13 protein-coding genes are annotated in these 15,284 nt (G+C 64.5%); 7 read left to right on the forward strand and 6 right to left on the reverse strand.

What is annotated here, in order from left to right:
• Nucleotides 1-71: 71 nt before the first annotated feature.
• The 6 genes from XarjCFBP7645_RS05595 to XarjCFBP7645_RS05620 all read right to left on the reverse strand — a co-directional run bounded on the left by XarjCFBP7645_RS05595 (nt 72) and on the right by XarjCFBP7645_RS05620 (nt 6,464).
• Nucleotides 72-269, reverse strand: a complete 198-nt coding sequence (locus XarjCFBP7645_RS05595; RefSeq protein ID WP_104536500.1) for a CPXCG motif-containing cysteine-rich protein — start codon at nt 267-269, stop codon at nt 72-74.
• Nucleotides 270-348: 79 nt separating this feature from the next.
• Nucleotides 349-999, reverse strand: a complete 651-nt coding sequence (locus XarjCFBP7645_RS05600; RefSeq protein ID WP_429001452.1) for a M15 family metallopeptidase — start codon at nt 997-999, stop codon at nt 349-351.
• Between the two features lie 336 nt (nt 1,000-1,335).
• Nucleotides 1,336-3,291 carry a peptidoglycan-binding protein gene (locus XarjCFBP7645_RS05605; RefSeq protein WP_104536502.1) on the reverse strand — a complete coding sequence of 652 codons (1,956 nt, stop codon included), beginning with the start codon at nt 3,289-3,291 and terminating at the stop codon, nt 1,336-1,338.
• A 169-nt stretch (nt 3,292-3,460) separates the two neighbouring features.
• A complete protein-coding gene (locus tag XarjCFBP7645_RS05610) occupies nt 3,461-4,243 on the reverse strand; it encodes a hypothetical protein (RefSeq protein ID WP_104536503.1) in 783 nt (260 codons plus the stop codon).
• 402 nt (nt 4,244-4,645) lie between these two features.
• Nucleotides 4,646-5,551 carry a hypothetical protein gene (locus XarjCFBP7645_RS05615; protein WP_104536504.1) on the reverse strand — a complete coding sequence of 302 codons (906 nt, stop codon included), beginning with the start codon at nt 5,549-5,551 and terminating at the stop codon, nt 4,646-4,648.
• Nucleotides 5,552-5,660: 109 nt separating this feature from the next.
• Nucleotides 5,661-6,464 (reverse strand): N-acetylmuramoyl-L-alanine amidase, encoded by an 804-nt coding sequence (locus tag XarjCFBP7645_RS05620; RefSeq protein ID WP_104536761.1) that lies wholly within the window; start codon nt 6,462-6,464, stop codon nt 5,661-5,663.
• Between the two features lie 310 nt (nt 6,465-6,774).
• Between XarjCFBP7645_RS05620 and XarjCFBP7645_RS05625 the strand changes: the two genes are divergently transcribed.
• The 7 genes from XarjCFBP7645_RS05625 (at nt 6,775) to XarjCFBP7645_RS05660 (ending at nt 15,029) form a co-directional block, all read left to right on the forward strand.
• A complete protein-coding gene (locus tag XarjCFBP7645_RS05625; RefSeq protein ID WP_104536505.1) occupies nt 6,775-8,187 on the forward strand; it encodes an SH3 domain-containing protein in 1,413 nt (470 codons plus the stop codon).
• Complete coding sequence (locus tag XarjCFBP7645_RS05630; RefSeq protein WP_104536506.1) at nt 8,184-9,281, forward strand: dipeptide epimerase; 1,098 nt, start codon at nt 8,184-8,186, stop codon at nt 9,279-9,281. Before XarjCFBP7645_RS05625 ends, XarjCFBP7645_RS05630 begins: the two co-directional genes overlap by 4 nt.
• 965 nt (nt 9,282-10,246) lie before the next feature.
• Nucleotides 10,247-11,023: a L,D-transpeptidase family protein gene (locus tag XarjCFBP7645_RS05640; protein WP_104536507.1), complete on the forward strand. Its 777-nt coding sequence runs from the start codon at nt 10,247-10,249 to the stop codon at nt 11,021-11,023.
• A complete protein-coding gene (locus XarjCFBP7645_RS05645; RefSeq protein WP_104536508.1) occupies nt 11,020-12,327 on the forward strand; it encodes an APC family permease in 1,308 nt (435 codons plus the stop codon). The genes XarjCFBP7645_RS05640 and XarjCFBP7645_RS05645 overlap by 4 nt, the downstream gene beginning before the upstream one ends.
• A gap of 88 nt (nt 12,328-12,415) precedes the next feature.
• Nucleotides 12,416-12,913, forward strand: a complete 498-nt coding sequence (locus tag XarjCFBP7645_RS05650) for a hypothetical protein (RefSeq protein ID WP_104536509.1) — start codon at nt 12,416-12,418, stop codon at nt 12,911-12,913.
• 170 nt (nt 12,914-13,083) lie between these two features.
• Complete coding sequence (locus XarjCFBP7645_RS05655) at nt 13,084-13,416, forward strand: hypothetical protein (protein WP_104536510.1); 333 nt, start codon at nt 13,084-13,086, stop codon at nt 13,414-13,416.
• A 434-nt stretch (nt 13,417-13,850) separates the two neighbouring features.
• Nucleotides 13,851-15,029, forward strand: coding sequence for a PQQ-dependent sugar dehydrogenase (locus XarjCFBP7645_RS05660; protein ID WP_104536511.1), 1,179 nt, complete (start codon nt 13,851-13,853; stop codon nt 15,027-15,029).
• Nucleotides 15,030-15,284 lie beyond the last annotated feature (255 nt).

The following is a 15,284-nucleotide window of genomic DNA, read 5'->3' on the forward strand; positions in this document are numbered from 1 at the left end:
CAAGCGCAGGCGGTCAGGCGCGTGCGGATCGACCAAGCGCTCCGATTGCCCGCTGCTGCGACATGCCGCGCTCACGCATCGTCCTGCCCCCGCGCACTCACCTGCGCCTCGCCTTCTTCGTCCCATCGCACGCTGACCGAGATCGGCTTGCAGCACACCTGACAATCCTCGATGTAATGCTGGTCGCCGCCGGTCAGATCCAGCGTCAGGGTGATCCACTCCCCGCAATACGGGCAGGCGATATCGATGAAGCGTTCCGGGTCGGACATGGCAATTCCTTGCAGCGGCGTGGGGTGATGCACAACATGGACAGTCCGGTGGCCGGGTCACCGCCTGCGGCGCGGTTGCTCAGTTGACCGGCACATCGAACGCGGTATCCGGCATCGGCTCGGGACGGAAGGTGAAATGCCACCACTCCATCGGATAGTTGGCAAATCCCTCCGCCGCCATCGCACCCAACAGCTGCTGGCGATGGGCCCGCTGGGCAGGACTGATGTCGCGCGCATCGGTGTGCGCACGCGCATCGAAGAAATCGAAGTCGGTGCCCATCGCCACCGGCTGGCACGGGCCCTGCCGGCAATCGAGCAAGCCCAGGTCCAGCGTCGCGCCACGGCTATGCCCCGAAGTCTCGGCAATGTAGTCGCCCAACAGCGCGCGCTTGTCCACACGCGGGTAGTACTGCGCCTTGGTCGACTGGTCCTGCAGATCCGCAGCCCAGGTCACGAACGCCTGCACCGCCCGCACCGGCCGGTAGCAGTCGAACACTTGCAGTCGATATCCCTGGGTCTTGAGCGACCGCGCCACCCGCGCCAGGGCCTGCGCCGCCGGACGCAGCAAATAGCACGTGGGCGCCTCATACCCCGGCACCACGCGCCCGGTGAAGTTGTTGCTGCCCGCATAACGCATGTCCACCGCGATCTCCGGCGCAAGGCCCCGCACATCGACCAGACCGGCCTGTGCGGCGGTCGTTGCCGGCGAGAGAATGGGAGCCGCTTGCACGTTGAGGCCTGCGCACAGAAGAACCAGCGCAGACACCTGCCACCCGATGCGCTGCAGGGTGCATGCGACGTGGTGCGATACGCGATTTACCGGGAATCGTGCTTGCGTCATGCGCCAAGCATAAGCCACCACAAGCAAGCTGCCTGCACAGGAGCGCTCGAACAGGCAAAGCACGTGGCTCGCTTGACGAACAACGGCTCGGGACGGACAGACCGGATCGCTGCGCTCGCCATCTACACATCGACGCACTATCCCCGCTCCTGCGCAATCGCCAGTCCGGTCGAATGCCGGACTGGCGATTGCTGTCGCACAGATTCGCAACCTGATGAGAGGTGCCTAGCGTGCAGGACCCGATTGCGTCTGCGCGGTCTGCGTGCGCTGCTGATCCTCCTGACTCTGCCGCTGCGTTTCCGCTGTGAGCTGTTGCTGACTCTGCTCCAGCGGCACCGATGCGGCCTGCTGCTTGTCCACGTAGGCACGATTCACATCGAGCGGGTTGTTGGGATTGCGCTCCACCGCAATCAACCCCTTGCCATTGGTGCTCGGCAGCAACTCGTCGATACGCGACATCCCACTGACCTTGGCTTCGAACGCGATTTGGCCAGCGGCACGCTGCATCTCGTCGCGACTATTGAAGCCGCCGTTCGGCCCATGCTTCTGAAGATGTTCCATGGCCTGCTTGACCAAAGGATCGACTGGACGTTGCGTTTCCCCAGCGACGGACGCGGAGAGCTTGGCCTCGCCAGCGTTCTTAGCCTGGCCCTGTTGCTTGCCGAGCGCTTCGAGCGTGGCCTTATCGGCGATCCCCGTCGGCTCCATGCCCTTCTCGCGCTGCAGGTTTGCTACCACTTCCTTGGTCCTGTCGCCGTAATAGCCGGTACCGGACAGCAACTTGCCGCTGTTGTCCTTCATCCCGAGTTCGATCAGGGCCTGCTGCATTGCCTTTATATCCGCACCTTGCTCGCCCGGCCGCAACGATGTGCGTGTCGGATGGTCCTGATTCTGCGACTGCGTCTGCTGCCTGTCCTGCAGCAGGTCGCGCGCCTTGGCGAACGGATCGGACGCAAACAACCTGGCGTTCTGGTTGTTGGCCAGATACGTGTCCAAGGGCATGGTGTTGACGCCCTTTGTGCCGCTGGACTGGCTGACCTGCAGTTCGCCGCTCTTCGGGTCGCGCACCACCATCAGGATGTGATCGATGCCCTTCCAATGGTCATGCCCCGAATTCCGGCTGGCATCCACGCCGATGACCATGCCTTCCTTCAACGCACCGGGCTTGAACAGGTCCTGGCCCTGTAGCAGCACGCCGGAATCGTCAAACGCTTTCTTGACAATGCCGCCGGAGCCATTCATTCCTTGCGCCAGCATGTCCTGGCGGCCGAAGACGTCGCGGCCGGCCTTCTGATTGATCTCCCGCATCGTGGCGTTCTGCAGCTCGGACACCCAGCCGGAGCAGTCGATGTAGCCCTGCTCCAGGTGCTTGCCGTCCACGCCCGGATGGAAGAGCCGGTGGCCTTTGATATTGATCGCGTACTTCACATCGTCGTACTTGACGCCCATCTCATACGCGGCGGTGAGCTTGATTGCGTCTTGACTGGCCTGCCCGGCCGCAGCAGCCGGATGCGACTGCACGCGGGCCGGCGCAGCCGGCTGCTGCGACTGGCCCTCGGCAACCGGCTTGATGCCCTTTTCCGGGATGGCGATATGGTCGAACTTGGTGTCCCAGTATTTCAGAAAGGTCTTGGCCATGTCCTGATCGGACATCTTCTTGAACTCGGCCAGCGAGCTGCCGGTGTAAGCCTCGAACTGTTTGGCACCGGCCGCATCCTTTTCGCGCGGCACGTTGTTGATGATGTTCGCGCGCGTATCTGCACGCGCGAAACTGCCGCCGGCAACCGCCGCCTGGACCGACCGATAGCCGGCAGCGCCCTGCTGGTGCGCCATGTACATATCCAGCCCGTCGGGCTGCGGCTTGCCAGACAGGTAAGGACGATTGTCTTTATCGTGCTGGCGGGTCAGCGACCTCGCATTGTCCTGATACAAACGCGCCGCGGCGTCGGTATTGGCCACAGCATCCAATTCACGGCCGCTGATGCCATAGGCCGCGGCGGTACCCGGAGTGAACTGGAACAAGCCCTTGGCGCTGTTGGGGCCACGGCTGGCCTGCTCGTCGAACCTGCCGCCGGTTTCGATATAGGCAAAACGCATGAAATCGTCGACCGGAATGCGGCGTTCCCTGGCTTCACGCTCGATGATGTCGAGGTTCTCGGCCTTCGTGTAATCGCGTGCCATCTCGTGTTACTCCTTGAGGTTGATATACGGCGCTGGGCGCCGACAAGGTCAACCGAGCTCGTCCATGAGCTAATTGGTGTGCGGTCAACAAGACTGTTCGGTGTTGCAAGTCGCAATTTCTTGCTGCTGCCGCTGCATCGCTCCGTGGAGCGGCGCACCGACCGATTCACTAGAGGTCTTTCGGCAGGTACTGGCCGCTCGCTTGGTCATACACATAGACCACCGCATCGGATGCATCGAGCATGCGCACCCGGCCGGGACCGGAAACAACCGTGCCCTGCAACGCCACCTGCATGGCCGGCATCCGCTCGCCGGGCACCGGCTGGAAGCTCAGCGTGCCGGTGCTGGAGACGTGCGGAACGCTGCCCTGTTCGTCGCTGCTGAGCTCGTTCTCTTCGCCGGCTGCAAGCGTTCCACGGTAGACCCAGCCCTGGTAGTCGCCCAGGTCGTTCTTGTCCGGATCGAAGGTAAATAGCGCAAAACCGAAGCTGGTGACGCCATTGTCGACACTGGAGGTCGGCACCGCCAACAGTAGGTGGCCGTTGTCCAGGATGTGCCGCTGCGGCTTGCGCGCCTCGTCGACGGCGTCGGCGCGCTCGTAGCCGCCGAAACGGCCCACGTATTGTTGCGCATGGAACAGCATCCACGGTCGCTCGCTGTCCGGCGCGGTCAGCAGAAACGTGGCCTGGCTGATCGACACGCCTTCGCCCGGATCCGGGAAGGTCTCGGCTTCGTCGTTGCCGTACTTGTTGGGCGTGGCGTAGGCGAAACCGGTGTAGTACTGCTTGCCGCCCAGATCGAAATGCTGGCCGTGCCAGAAACTGGCAACAGCACCGTTATCGATCTGGTACGAGAGCGCGCCGTCCCCATCCATGCCGTAAATCAGATACAGCACGCTCCCCGGGTAGGGCGGTGCCACGGTCGTGACGGCTACTTGAGTGTCGTTGGACATGTGCAGAACATCCTGTATGTGTTGAAGAAGCCGGAACTACAACCGCAAATCCCGACATGTCATGCCCCGTGTCCGGAAAGGCCGTCATCTTGCGCATCGCGGACATCGCCCGACCCGCACAGACGCAGCTGTCGCAGGCGCGGCTTCGGACAGAAAACGGTGGATTGCGATCCGGCCCCAAGACAGGGGCGATGATGGCGATTCGCGCATGGCAAACCGCAAGCCGGCGATCCACTCCGGCATTTCGGGCGAGTGCAGCATCCATTGCCGCTCGCGAATGACTCGCCTGATCATCAGGCCCCGTGGGCGAATCTTATCCAGTTCCCGCGCCCGAAACCAGCCGGCTCTGCCGACCGGTCCGCGCCCCGTGCCGCCCCGCAACGGACCGGCACACGGAAAGGCTCAGCGATCCAGCGGCGGTGTGTACTGGTGTTTGGCTGCGTCGTAGGTATAGGTGACCCCGTCGGCCGGGCCGAGGCTGCGGACCTTGCCGGGGCCGACAATGGCGGTACCACGCATGGCCACACGCAGGCTCGGCATCGATCCACTGCCGGGTTCGAAGCTCAGCGTGCCGGTGCTCGACGCGCACTTCATGTTGCCCTCATCGTCGCAGGCCGCGCTGTTGTCTTCGCCGGTGGCCACAGTGCCCAGGTAGACCCAGCCCTTGTAGTCGCCCATGTCGTTCTTGTTCGGATCGAAGGAAAACACGGCGAAACCCGCGCTGCTGATGCCGTCGGCGAAGCGCGTGGTCGGCAGCGCGAGCAGCAGGTGGCCATCCTTGGTCTCGGTGCGCTGCGGCTTGCGCTTCGGGTCCAGCGTGTCGGCCTTCTCGTTGCCGCCGAAATCGCCAGCCCATTGCTGCGCATGGAACAGCCCCCATGCCGGTTTGCCACCCGCGTCGTCCAGCACATAGGTCGCCTGGCTGATGCTGACGCCGACGGCAGGGTCCGGATAGTTCTCTTCCTCGGATTTGCCGTACTTGCCGGGGCCCGCGTTGGCGAAGCCGGTGTAGTAATGCTTGCCGCCAAGGTCGAAGCGGTAGCCGTACCAAAAGCTGGCCAAGGCGCCATTGTCGATGGTGTAGGACTCCGATCCGTCGCCCTTGATTCCATAGATGTCGGCGAGCACATGCCCGGGTGCCGGCACCTCGGCGTCGGCCGTGGCAGGACTCGCCGCCGCTGGCGCAGCAGCAGGAGCGCTCTGCGAGGGCGATGCCTGCACGTCTCCGGGCGCTGCGCCGGGTGTCCTGGTGCAACCGCCGATCAGCAGGATCGTGGCGGCCCATAGGGCGGTCTTTCCTAGCCTCATCACACAAGGTCCTTCAAGAGTTTGGGCGAGCGGATGCTACCAAGAATGCGGTCGGTATCCAGTACACGCCGCGTTGGTAAGGGTGACGCGAAGCGGTCATGCTGGATTGCTACGGCGCATCCGGTTCGATGGGCGCCGGCGGAAGCTGCAATTGCCGCAGCGCTGGTCGGGTCAACGCATGCAGAATGCGCAAATCCTCGGCATCCAGCGTGCGGGCATCGCTGCCGCGGTAGTGATGATGAAACGCCTGCAGCGTGGCGGCGGGATCGTCGAGGCTGTAGCCGAGCAAGGCGAGCGCCTGCCAGGGATCGACGCCTGCCGGCGCGGCGGGGGCATCGGCGGCAGGCCAGCGGCCGAAGCCGGCATCGGCCAGCCGCTTCCAAGGAAACAACGGGCCGGGATCGTTCTTGCGGGCCGGGGCCACGTCTTCATGGCCGACGATCTGCGTGCGCGGAATGCGCAGGCGGGTGCACAGGTCGTCCAGCAACACCAGCAGGCTGTCGATCTGGGCAGGCGCGAATGGCTCGCTGCCGTCGTTGTCCAGTTCGATGCCGATCGACGCGGAGTTGATGTCGGTGATGGTGCCCCAGCGCCCGGCGCCGCCATGCCAGGCGCGCTGGTCGTCGCTGACCAGTTGATAGCGCGTGCCATCCTCGCCAATCAGATAGTGCGCACTGACCCGGCCGCCACTATTGCGCCCGCGCAGCGTGCCCAGGCTCTGCCGCACCGACTGCTGGTCGGTGAAGTGCAGCACGATCAGGACCGGCCGCCGCGTGTCGTAATTGGGCGAGGGCACCCACCGGGCCAGCGGGTTGCGCTGCGGCGCATGCGCACACGCCCCCAGTGACAGCACCACCAGACATAGCGCGGCACGTAGCCAGGACGATGGTGACAGCGTTGGAGCAGATGACATCGGATTCTCCTGGCGAAACGGCAAGGGCCTGCGCTGCGCCAGCACCCTGATGAGCCGCGCAGGCGATGCGCCCATTATCTGCCGTGCGGGCGATGGCGTGCATCACGCGGCCGCAGCCGGTGGCAGGCAGACTGCACATGCGCAGATACTGACGGGCCTACAGCGCCACTGCGCCATGCGACACGCACCAGGGGATACTTGCGCATGCGTACACTACAAGCCGGCGCGGTCGGCGCAGGCCCGCGTGCGTGCGGTCGTGGTCCCCTGTAAAAGGCCTCGCCAGTCGCTGCATCCATCAAGAGCCCTCTTCATGCCACTGTCGCGCCGCTTGCTGACGTTGTTGCTGCTGGTCATCGGACTGTCTTGGGATGCTGCTGCGGCAACTCCTGCCACCCCGATACCGCAAACGGCACCGTTTGCGGTCAGCGATGCGCAGCTGACCGCCGACTACTGGATCCAGCGCAGCGGCAACGCGCAGACGCTGCGCATGACTGCCGCACAGATCGCCGGCTTCAATGCGCGCTTGCTGCGTGACGACGGCTCCATGCACGACCTGTCGCAACTGGCCCAGGTGCTGCCGGCGGCCGAGGTGCGCGCGCGTATCGAAACACTGTCGGCCATACCGACGCGTGCGCTGTACGACAGCGAAGCTCGCAGCATCGATGCCTCTCGCCTTGCGACGCTGCGCCACGCCCTGGCACTGGATGCGCTGCCTGCGCAGGTCACGCCACGGTTCGCACTGGTGGTGCAGCGCGCGGCATTGCGCACCTTCCCCACCGCGCAACGCGTGTTCAGCACTACCGACGACCACGATATCGACCGCTTCCAGGAATCGGCGCTCTACCCCGGCACACCGGTGGCGGTGCTGCACACCAGCGCCGATGGTGCATGGCACTTTGTGCTGGCGGCCAACTATGCGGCCTGGATCGCCGCCGACCGGATCGCCCTGGGCACGCGTGACGAGGTGCTGGACTACGCACAACGCAGCCCACGGCTGGTGGTCATCGGCGCCCACGTGCAGAGCGTCTACACCCCGGAAGCACCAGCCATCTCCGCACTGACGCTGGATATGGGCACCAGCGTGCCGCTGCTTGGCGACTGGCCGCCGCAACAGCCGGTCAACGGCCAGTTGCCACAGGCTGCCTACGTGGTGAAGTTGCCGCTGCGCAACCGCTATGGTCGCTTGCAGCTGGTGCCGGCACTGATCCCGCGCGGCGCCGATGTGCGCATTGGCCCGCTGCCGGCCACCCATGCAGCGCTGCTGCGGCAGGCGTTCAAATTTCTCGGCGAACGCTATGGCTGGGGCAACGATTACGATGCGCGCGACTGCAGTGGTTTCGTGCTGGACGTGTATCGCAGCCTGGGCATTGCATTGCCGCGCAATACCGGAGATCAGGCACGCAGTCCGGCACTGCTCGGCGTTCCGTTCCAGACGCAGGCAACACTGCCGCAGCACCTGCAGCAACTTGCGCGGCTACAGGTCGGCGATCTGATCTACATCCCCGGACATGTGATGCTGGTGATCGGACATGAGCACGGTGCGCCATGGGTGATCCATGATGTAGCCGGCGCCAGTTACCGCGACGCAGCCGGCAACGTGCAGCGTGCGCGCTTGAATGGTGTGTCGGTGACGCCGCTGCTGCCCTTGCTCGCCAGCGACGGCACACCGTTTGTCGATCACATCACCCGCATCCAACGCATCGCACCGATTGGCTCCCCATGAAGATCACCGGCTTCCGCCTAGGCATGCTGCGCGTGCCATTGAAAACCCCGTTCAAGACAGCGGTACGTACCGTGCAGGCAATCGAGGACGTGGTGGTGCTGCTGCAGACCGATAGCGGCCACATCGGCTACGGCGCTGCACCGGCCACCGCCCCGATCACCGGCGATACGCATGGCTCCATCATCGCCGCCATCGATCATTGCATCGGCCCCGCGTTGATCGGCCAGGACGTGGCCGATCTCAACCGGCTGTGCGCGCTGGTACAACACGCGCTGGAGCGCAACACCAGTGCCAAGGCGGCAGTGGAGATCGCGCTTTACGATCTGTGGGCGCAGGCCCTGGGCACCCCGCTCTACCGGGCGCTCGGCGGTGGCGCGCCGCGCATCACCACCGACATCACCATCAGCGCCGATAGCATCGATGTGATGGTGGCAGCGGCACAGTCCGCGCTGGCGCGCGGCTATCGGTCGCTGAAGATCAAGGTCGGCAAGGACAGCGGCTCGGACCTCGAGCGGATCACGGCGATGCATGCCGCTGTCGCTGGTCGCGCATCGCTGCGCCTGGATGCCAACCAGGGCTGGACGCCCAAACAGGCAGTGCGCACCATGCGTACGCTGGAACACGCAGGTATCGTGATGGAACTGGTGGAGCAGCCGGTCAAGGCCGCGGACATCGACGGACTGGCGTTCGTCACTGCACGGATCGACACACCGGTGATGGCCGACGAAAGCGTGTTCTCGCCTTGCCAGGTGATCGACCTCATCCAGCGCCGCGCCGCCGATATCGTCAATATCAAACTGATGAAGACCGGCGGGTTATCCAACGCAATCCGCATTGCCGATATCGCTGCCCTGTACGGCGTGCCGTGCATGATCGGCTGCATGATCGAATCCAGCATCAGCGTGGCTGCGGCAGTGCATCTGGCGGTAGCCAAGGCCGACAGCATCACCCTGGCGGATCTAGATGCGCCCGCGCTCGGGCAGTTCGATCCCACCGCGGGCGGCGTGCACTTCGACGATGCCCAGATCCATATCGACGACTCGCCGGGCCTGGGCATCCGTCGCATCCGCGGACTGGAGCTTTTGCCGGCTTAACTTGCCGGCGAAAACGCCAGTTGGATCTCCAGGCCGCGTTGGTCCCGTATAGCGCCCTCAGCGCTTCTTTGCACACGCAGTCACCCGGACAGCGAATGTTGTGCGTTGCCTGCACCATGCCCACCGACCATCCCGACAGGTGCTTGTCCGCCCACCGTCGCGGGACCTTATGCGGCATGGATGCCGCATAAGAGCCTACAGGGAAGGTACCTGCGGCGTGTCCTGCGATGGTGGCGTTTAGGTGCAGTCCGATGCTTAAATCAAAAGCCCGCTGAGTCGAGTGCGCGGCGCCCTCACCGCTTGCGGGACACGCCGTGAACCCATCCCTGGGGGCTCGGTGGCGGCATCCATGCCGCCACACGGTCCCGCAACCGGCAAGGACACCGCACCAGAGAGTTGGTCGGCTGCTTTTGAAAGCTTGTTGCTCGGCTAGCGGTAATAGCTGAGACGTTTTAAGTTGCGTGTTGAAGCCTGTCTGCTGCTCGGCTTGCGATGGGAAGCTGGTGAGGCGCTAGTCGAACGCACAAGTGATCCGGCCAGTGCGCTTCTATGCTCTGCTTGCGACCATGCACACCGACCATCCTGACGGGTCCTTGCCCGCTCACCGTCGCGGGACCTTATGCGGCATGGATGCCGCATAAGAGCCTACAAGGACGTACTTGCGGCGTGTCCTGCGATGGTGGGCGGGCAAGGGCCCTGCAGCCAGGCCCAAAATCAGCCGCGTTGCAACCGGCTCAGCCACAGCGGCCACGCCTCCCAGAAAAACAAAGCACACTCGCTAACCGTTATAAGCCCCGCCAAGAAAGCGCCGGACCAGGCGCGCGCATGCGGCACACGGCCGCATTGCTGAGTACAGTAGCGACATGATGGTGTGCCCCCAACGGTACCAGAGCAGCGCACTGCCTCCGTCAACCGTGTATCGATCCAAGACCCGTCCCCGCTCGACCCATTCTCCCGGAGCCTGCATGCGCCTTGCCACCTTGTTTCGATCCGTCGTGCTGTTGGCGCTGGCAAGCTGCAGCAGCGTTGCCGTCGCTGCCGGGCCGATCGCGGCCTTGAATCAAGCGCGCGCATTGATCGTGGTGACCACGCCGGATTGGGACAGCACCCAGGCGCGCTTGGAGACGTTCACCCGTGTGGACGGCCACTGGCAACCAGCCGCAGCGGGCTTTGCAGTCGCGCTCGGGCGGCATGGCAGCGCCTGGGGCGACGGTCTGCATCCAGCGCAGACGCAAGGCCCGCAGAAGCGCGAGGGCGACGGCCGCAGCCCGGCCGGCGTATTCGCGATCGGCCCGGCCTTCGGGTACGCCCAACAGATCGACAGTGCCATGCCATACCAGGCGATGAGCGCCACCCACTACTGCATGGATGTGCCGAGTTCGCCGCTGTACAACCGCATCGTCGACGCCGCGCAGGTCGGTCAGGCCGCAGTGGCCGGGTCGACCGAACCGATGCGCCTGGACCTGCAACATCCCGGCGATGCACGTTACAGCGAAGGCTTTGTGATTGCCCACAATCCCGATGCGGTTCCCGGGCGCGGCAGTTGCATCTTCGCGCATCTGTGGCGCACGCCGGGCCAGTTCACCGCCGGCTGCACCGCGATGGCGCCGGCCGATATGCAACGCCTGCTGGCCTGGTTGACGCCGGACGACAAACCGCTGTTCGTGCTGTTGCCGCGTGCCGAATACGCACGCCTGCAAGCCCGGTGGCAGTTGCCCGAGTTGAAGGAGCCGGCACAATGAGCACCCCGGCCCCTGCACCCGATTCCACTGGCCTGGTTCGCGTGGTCAGCCGCTGGCAGATCGTCGGCCTGTCGATCAACGATGTCATCGGCAGCGGCATCTACCTGCTTCCGGCGGCCACCGCTGCCCTGCTGGGGCCGATGAGTCTGTGGGCAGTGATGCTGGCCGGTCTGGCGGTGGCGTTGCTGGTGTTGTGCTACGCACAGGCGGCGAGCTATTTCGACACGCCGGGTGGCAGTTATCTGTACACGCGTGAGGCCTTCGGCCCGTTTGTCGGCTTTCAGATCGGCTGGATGATCTGGCTCACGCGCATCAGTTCGGCAGCGGCATTGAGCAACGGCCTGGCCGATGCGGTCGCGCGGTTCTGGCCGACCGTGGCGACCGATCACTGGGCGCGCTTGCTGGTGGTCGTCGGCTCCTTGGGTCTGCTCACCGCCATCAACGTGATCGGCGTGAAATCGGCGGCGCGTACCGGCATCGCGCTGGTGATCGGCAAGCTGGTGCCGTTGCTGCTGTTCGTGGCAATCGGCCTGTTCTACGTGGATTGGTCGTGGGCCTTTGCCGGCACGACGCCGGATCTGCGCGATCTTGGCAATCTCGGCGAAGCGGCCTTGCTGCTGCTGTTTGCCTATGCAGGCTTCGAAAACATTCCAGCGGCCGCTGGCGAATACCGCAATCCACGCCGCGACGTGCCGTTTGCGCTGATCACCATGATCGTCACCGTCACCCTGATCTATGCGGCGGTCCAGGTCGTCGCACAGGGCACGCTGCCAAATCTTGCGGCATCGCCCACTCCCTTGGCCGATGCCGCAAGCCGCTTCGGCGGTGAGGCGCTGGCGCTGATCCTCACCGTGGGTGCCACCATTTCCATCCTCGGCACCACCAGCAATACGGTCATGCTCGGGCCGCGCTTTCTGTTCGCGCTGGCACAAGATGGCTACGGCCCCGCATTCCTGGCACGTGTGCATCCGCGCTTCCACACCCCGGCTGCGGCAGTGCTGACCCAGGGCGTGCTGTCGCTGGCACTGGCGTTGTCGGGCTCGTTTACGCAGCTGGCATTGCTGTCGATGGTCACCCGGCTGTTTGCCTATATCGGTACCGCTGCGGCAGTGATCGTGCTGGCGCGTCGCTACCGGCAACGCACCGATACCTTGCGCCTGCCTGGCGGGCCCACCATTCCCATCGCAGCGCTGCTGCTGTCGCTGGGCCTGCTCGCCAGCGCCAGTTTGCAGAACCTGGCCGCCGCCGGTGTGGCGCTGCTGGTGGGCTGGATGATCTACCTGCTTCCGCGCAAGCCTGCGTAGCGGTTTTCGCAGGACGCTCGCGCGGTGATCACGCACGACTAACCATGCGCGCCCAAGGCTGCAGTTCTCACCTGTATGGGAGCCTGCGATGAAACTGCGTCGTGTCTACAGCACGCCCGATATCGAGAGTGCGCAACGCGTCATGCAGGCTGCACGCAGCGCCGGCATCGACAACGATGCGCTGTCGTTGATTGCCCGCTCGGATATCGAACTGGAAGGCGTTCCCGATGAGCGCAAGGACGCCAAGACGGATTTTCTCCCCGCTGCAGCGCGCGGCGCCGCCACCGGTGGCGCTGCAGGCCTGGTCGCCGGGCTGGTTGCCATCGCCGTGCCGCCGATCGGCCTCACCATCGCTGGCGCCGGTGTGATGGCACTGGCGGGCGCTCTGGTCGGCACCTGGTCATCTGCACTGATCGGAGCCACCGTGCCCGATCCGGTGCGCCGCCAATTCGAGGACGAAATCCAGGCAGGGCGCGTGCTGGTCATCATCGATGCCGACGAGCCATCGCTGCAGCATGCCGAAGCCAGCCTGCGTGCCGCCGGCGCCACGCCGCTGCCGTATGAAGCTGCATCGGCAGCGACGTGATACAAGCGTGAGCTGCCAGTGCCGAGCGTACGAGGCACGGCACTGGCATCGCGGCGCGCCTGCAAGCGCTGCCGGGCACTGCATGTCTTGATCCCCTCCTCACCTGCCCTGGCAACGGATTTAACGCCTGCCCGCCTACGTTAGGTCGCACATTCACCACGGAGTCGAGCATGAACGTGCCGTATCAGATTCCAGGCCGCGCGCCGGACGAAGACCGCAGCCAGAACGTGTCCAATTATTGGCGCGAGCGCTTCACCGAAGAATCGTATTACACCGAAGGTGACCGCTACGAAGATTACGAGGGCGCCTATCTCGCAGGACACGAGGCGCGCATCCGCGAAAATGCACGCGCCTACGACCAGGTGGAAGCAGAATTGCACCGCGACTGGGAAGCCAACCGCGGCACCGATGGCCTGAGTTGGAGCAAGGCCCGTCACGCAGTCAAGCGCGCCTGGGAAAATGCCACTGACCTCGTCACCGGCGACAGCAAGTCCAAGCCCTGAAGACCACAACGCCACCGTCGAGGTGGCGTTGTTGTATCGGTTGAGTCATGTCTTTCAGATGCTGGCGGCACTGTGCGCGCTGCGCTGTCGACACTCGTCGCGTCAGCCGTGTTCTGCTGCATGCGACCGTACCGACTATGTTCACTGCACCTGGCATTGGATAAGAATTTTCCGCTCCGCAACAGGCTTGCATCGACCGATTCGAGGGCCAGCGACTTCGGTGCGGCATGTAGCAATGCGACCGAGGTTCTCGCGATGTGCCATGGAGCCGCCTTTTCATGATGAAACGACGATTCGGGACAAGCGTGCTCCGCAGAGAGTGATCTACGACAAGGGCGGCCTCGACGGCGTCGTGTAAGGTGTTTGAAAACCCAACGCAGGCCATGTTGCGGGAGGGCTGCAACGTCGCTGCGCCCATCCCCCTGGAGGACCTCATGTCTATCCGACGTCTGCTTGCTCTGGCCTGTTCGGCCAGCTTGTTCACCACCGCAGCCGCATGCGCTGCGCCTGCCGTCGCGCCGGCTGCCGCCATTCCCAAGGCACAGTGGCCGTTCCAGGCCACCACCGTCGCCGATTTCGACGAACCCTGGGCAATGACCTTTCTGCCCGACGGTAGCCTGCTGGTCAGCGAAAAACGCGGCGCATTGATGCGGCTGGATCTCAAGACCAAGCGCAAGAGCGCCATCACCGGCATTCCGGCAGTGGCCTACGGCGGTCAGGGCGGCTTCGGGGATGTACTGGCGCATCCGCGCTTTGCCAAGAATGGCCTGGTCTATGTCAGCTACGCCGAACCCGGACAGGGCGATACCCGCGGCGCGGCAGTGGCGCGCGCCAGGCTCACGCTGGACGCCACCGGCGGCGGCACGCTATCGGACTTGAAGGTCATCTGGCGGCAGGATCCCAAGGTTACCGGCAACGGCCACTTCGGGCACCGGCTCGCCTTCGGCCCGGACGGCAAGCTGTGGATCAGTTCCAGCGAACGCCAGAAGTTCACTCCTGCCCAGGACATGCAAGCCAATCTGGGCAAGCTAATCCGTTTGAACGATGACGGCAGCGTGCCGGCCGACAACCCGTTCGCTGCGCAGGGCGGCGTTGCCGCGCAGGTGTGGTCGCTGGGTCACCGCAATATTCTCGGCCTGGCCTTCGATGGCAAGGGACGCCTGTGGGAACACGAGATGGGCCCGCTCGGCGGCGATGAGTTGAACCTGATCCAGCGCGGCGCCAATTACGGTTACCCGATCGTCTCCAACGGCGACAACTACGACGGCACCCCGATTCCCGATCACAGCACCCGCCCGGAATTTGCCGCGCCCAAAATCAGCTGGACGCCGGTGATCTCGCCAGCCGGCTTTGTGATTTACAGCGGCAAGCAGTTTCCTGCATGGCGTGGCAACGGCTTTATCGGCGGCTTGTCGTCGATGGCGCTGGTGCAGGTTTCGCTTGGCGATCAGCCACGCGAGGTGGCCCGCTATGACATGGGCGCGCGCATTCGCGAAGTGGAGCAGGGTCCGGACGGCGCGCTGTGGTTGCTGGAAGACGAAGCCAGCGGCAGCACCGGGCGCCTGCTCAAGCTGACGCCCAAGAGCAAGGCGGCAGTCGAGAACGACGCGTAACGCCGCGAGTTGCGTCCAGGGGAATCGTGCCATCGCCACGCATCAACCGCGTGCTGGCGGTGGCCACGATTTTCGCGGCGAAGCCGCGTTCGATCCGGCGCGGTGCCTGTCGCGACATATGGAGATGTCCGCAAACCCGTGGTTCACATCGATCAGGCACCCAGCTACATCACCTCCGACCCGATGACGGCGAGCCCCTGGGCCACGTCCGTCATTGTCACACCCCGTGCTAGTCGTCGCACTGCGCCGCCTATC

It is taken from the genome of Xanthomonas arboricola, from assembly GCF_002940665.1.
Lineage (GTDB): Bacteria > Pseudomonadota > Gammaproteobacteria > Xanthomonadales > Xanthomonadaceae > Xanthomonas > Xanthomonas arboricola_B.

Bases quoted from the DNA above. Each gene is read 5' to 3' on its own strand.
- XarjCFBP7645_RS05620 (WP_104536761.1), bottom strand. From the start codon at position 6,464: ATGTCATCTGCTCCAACGCTGTCACCATCGTCCTGGCTACGTGCCGCG.
- XarjCFBP7645_RS05595 (WP_104536500.1), bottom strand. From the start codon at position 269: ATGTCCGACCCGGAACGCTTCATCGATATCGCCTGCCCGTATTGCGGG.
- XarjCFBP7645_RS05650 (WP_104536509.1), top strand. From the start codon at position 12,416: ATGAAACTGCGTCGTGTCTACAGCACGCCCGATATCGAGAGTGCGCAA.
- XarjCFBP7645_RS05615 (WP_104536504.1), bottom strand. From the start codon at position 5,551: ATGAGGCTAGGAAAGACCGCCCTATGGGCCGCCACGATCCTGCTGATC.
- XarjCFBP7645_RS05655 (WP_104536510.1), top strand. From the start codon at position 13,084: ATGAACGTGCCGTATCAGATTCCAGGCCGCGCGCCGGACGAAGACCGC.
- XarjCFBP7645_RS05625 (WP_104536505.1), top strand. From the start codon at position 6,775: ATGCCACTGTCGCGCCGCTTGCTGACGTTGTTGCTGCTGGTCATCGGA.
- XarjCFBP7645_RS05605 (WP_104536502.1), bottom strand. From the start codon at position 3,291: ATGGCACGCGATTACACGAAGGCCGAGAACCTCGACATCATCGAGCGT.
- XarjCFBP7645_RS05610 (WP_104536503.1), bottom strand. From the start codon at position 4,243: ATGTCCAACGACACTCAAGTAGCCGTCACGACCGTGGCACCGCCCTAC.
- XarjCFBP7645_RS05660 (WP_104536511.1), top strand. From the start codon at position 13,851: ATGTCTATCCGACGTCTGCTTGCTCTGGCCTGTTCGGCCAGCTTGTTC.
- XarjCFBP7645_RS05640 (WP_104536507.1), top strand. From the start codon at position 10,247: ATGCGCCTTGCCACCTTGTTTCGATCCGTCGTGCTGTTGGCGCTGGCA.
- XarjCFBP7645_RS05645 (WP_104536508.1), top strand. From the start codon at position 11,020: ATGAGCACCCCGGCCCCTGCACCCGATTCCACTGGCCTGGTTCGCGTG.
- XarjCFBP7645_RS05630 (WP_104536506.1), top strand. From the start codon at position 8,184: ATGAAGATCACCGGCTTCCGCCTAGGCATGCTGCGCGTGCCATTGAAA.